The sequence below is a fragment of the Sphaerisporangium melleum genome, assembly GCF_014646695.1.
GTDB classification, from domain to species: domain Bacteria; phylum Actinomycetota; class Actinomycetes; order Streptosporangiales; family Streptosporangiaceae; genus Sphaerisporangium; species Sphaerisporangium melleum.
In genome coordinates, this window is sequence record NZ_BMNT01000104.1 from 1 (window position 1) to 2,839 (window position 2,839).

Consider the following 2,839-nt stretch of genomic DNA (forward strand, 5'->3'; position numbering starts at 1 on the left):
GGCCCAGGACCAGAAGGCGCGCGTGGCATCGGCGCGGCGGACGTCAGCGAGCCAGGCGTCGATGTCAGCTTGGCGGCAGGTGGCCGGGGTGCGGCCGTGGTCGCGCAGGTGGGTGAGGAAGCGGCTGGTGGCGGCGAGTTCGGCGCGGGCCCGGTAGGCGGCTCCTGGTTGGAGGGGGGCGCCGTCCAGGCGGCGGCGGAGGCGGCGCAGCAGGTGGGTGCGGGCGAACAGCGCGATGAACTTCTGGTCGTCGGGGTGGGCGGCTGCGGTGACGGTTCGGGCGAAGGCTTCCAGCCGGAACAGGTGCTCGTCGCGGGCGGGCAGGGCCCCTGCGGCGATGAGGAGGACGCGCAGGTAGTCGATGGAGCGGCTGGTGCCGCGGCTGTCGAGGGCCTCATGGGTGAGGGGGAGCCGTCCGGCCGCGAGGTCGGCCAGGACGTGGCGGGCGCGTCTGCTGCTGCGGTGGAGGTCGGAGAGGGCGGCTTGCGGGTTGCCGGTGGCGAGGATCGCTTCGCGGAGCGGCAGCAGCGCGGGGAGGATCCGGCCGTCCGGGCCGGTGAGCAGGAGGGTGACGCGGTCGGTGAGGATGCAGGTGAAGCAGGCCGGTCCGCCGCCGATGCCGGTCCGCCTGCCGCGTGCGGAGCGCCCGCAGATGCGGCAGGTGACCATGGCGGCCTGGTTGCAGGTGAGGCAGAGATCTGGGTGATCGGCGGTGGCCTTGACCGAGACCCGGCGGGTGCGTCCGCAGACTCCGCAGGGCCGCTTGGGGTGCTCGTAGCAGCGGGCGCAGAGCACCAGTTCGGTCGCGGTCCGCCCGCCCGGGACCACCGCCGCAGGAGCCATCCGCCCGCATTCACCGCAGAGGACCGGGGTCTGGTGGCGGATGTAGCAGGAGGAGCAGAGCGAGAGCGCCTCATGCCCGACCCGCCCAGCGTTGATCTTCCGGAGGCGGCCGCAACCGTCGCATGCTCGCTTTGGCTGCTCGGCTCGGTAGCAGCGGGAACACAACGTGCGGGTGCCGCCGGAGCGGCCTGCGGCCTTGACTGCGGGGAAGCGGAGTTCGCCGCACTCCTCGCAGCGGGCCTTGGGCCGGTAGGCGCGGTAGCAGGCTCCGCAGACCCCGGCGCCGTCCGGGCGGGAACCGGAGATCGTCAGCCCCTCCCGGCCGCACTCAGCGCACCGGCCCCGCCGCCGGGTCACGGCTCGTCGGGGACGATCCGGGCGCGGCGCGGCCGGCGCACCTCACCCGGCGGGGCGGGCGCGAGCAGCCCGATCTCCTTGGCGGTCTTGCGCCGCGCCGAGGTGATGACGACCGGCTCGAACAACTCGGCGGGGCCGGCGTCCAGGATGTCGCAGAGCGCGGCGAACACCTGCAGGTTGAGCCGCTCAGGAGTGCCGGTGACCAGCCGGTGGATCTGCGAGGCCGACATCTCGATCCCGCGTTCGGCCAGCAGCGGCGCCAGGTCGGTGGTGTTGAACATGCCGCGGCGGGCCATCAACTCCCGCAGATGCCACCGGTAACGAACCGTCCGCATCAGTCCGCTCCCCTCAGCCCGGCGTCCAGTACCTCACGCAGGGCATTGTTCATGAAATCCGACCCCGCGTGGGTGTAGATGGACGTCGTCGACCCCCACGCGTGCCCGACCTGCCGCTGCACGAAGAACGGATCAGCGCCGTCCTCGATCAGATGCGTGATGTAGGAGTGCCGCAAGCAGTGCGGATGCAGCACCTCCTCCAGCCCGAGCGCGTCCCGGTACTCGGCGAACCTGCGGGTGATGTGCCGCCCGGTGATCCTTCCTCCGCGTTCTGAGGGCCACAGAAGCTGCCGCTTGCCGACCTCGAACAGTGGCCGAACCTCCGCGACGTATTCGGCGACCGCCTCGACCGACCAATCCCAGACCGTCAAAACCGTCCGCCGCCGGGGCGGCGATCCCTTCACCGCTTTCCCGAACCTCACATAGCAGGCCCCGTAGCGTCCGAACTCCGGCGCCTTCGGGTTCCGGGAGAAGTCAGCGAGGTCGAGGTTTCCGGCCTCCCGTCGCCGCAGCCCCCACCCGTAGATCACCTTGAACAGCGTCGCGTCCCGGAACGCCGGCAGCCACCCCTTCCGGCCCGAAGCACGCGCCCTCAGCACCTGCTCGTCGGCGTGATCGAAGAAGTCCTGCAACTCCCGGCGGGTCAGCGCCCGCACCTCCGGCCGCCCCTCATAGGGCGAGGAGTGCGAAGGCGTGTTGTCCTCATGGCAGATCTGGACCGGGTGCGTCCCGAAGTACTCCACGCACTGCTCGCCCCACCCGTAGCGGGCATCGGTCAGGTAGTCGCAGAACATCGCGATCTGATTCAGATAGTTCCGGACCGTCGACCGCGCCAGCGGCCCCGGCGACGACAGCAACTCCGTCGCCCAGTCCTCCACGTCCCCCGGCAGCCACTCCCACGGCGGCGTCCCCGTGAACACCGCGAACCTGCGCACCAGGTCCACCCGCGCCTTGATCGTCGAGACCGCCAGCAGGCGCGCCCGCTGCTGCCGCTCCCACCCCGTCAGCATCGCGGCGAACACCGCCTCCTGGGGGTGCAGCGGCACCACACCGTCCACGAGCACCAGGTGCGCCGCACCCTCCACCGAGACCCGTTTCACCCCAAACACCACCTCGCATCAGAAGCGACATGCTCGCATCTGATGCGAGATCCATTCCGGAGAACCCAGAAAGCAGCAGGCAGACAGCCACACACCGACACACACGATGACCTCGGCGAACGTCACCCCACAGGCCGGTGACCAGCTCAAACGCCTTCTTCAAGTGTGCGAATAGCTCATCAGACGCTATTCGTCCCCCTATCA

General features: G+C 70.5%; 3 protein-coding genes. All 3 read right to left on the minus strand.

Annotated features, from left to right (window positions below):
* Window positions 1–843: hypothetical protein (locus tag IEY93_RS37260; RefSeq protein WP_229691808.1), on the minus strand; the 843-nt coding region annotated here is incomplete at its 3' end.
* Window positions 844–1,196: 353 nt separating this feature from the next.
* Entirely contained in the window at window positions 1,197–1,535 is a 339-nt protein-coding gene (locus IEY93_RS37265) for a helix-turn-helix domain-containing protein (RefSeq protein ID WP_189167864.1), read from the minus strand.
* Window positions 1,535–2,635: a tyrosine-type recombinase/integrase gene (locus IEY93_RS37270; RefSeq protein WP_203969234.1), complete on the minus strand. Its 1,101-nt coding sequence runs from the start codon at window positions 2,633–2,635 to the stop codon at window positions 1,535–1,537. Before IEY93_RS37270 ends, IEY93_RS37265 begins: the two co-directional genes overlap by 1 nt.
* Window positions 2,636–2,839: the final 204 nt, after the last annotated feature.

What these genes read in the sequence shown, in the direction of transcription:
- IEY93_RS37265 (WP_189167864.1), bottom strand. Translation starts at nt 1,535, where the DNA reads ATGCGGACGGTTCGTTACCGGTGGCATCTGCGGGAGTTGATGGCCCGC.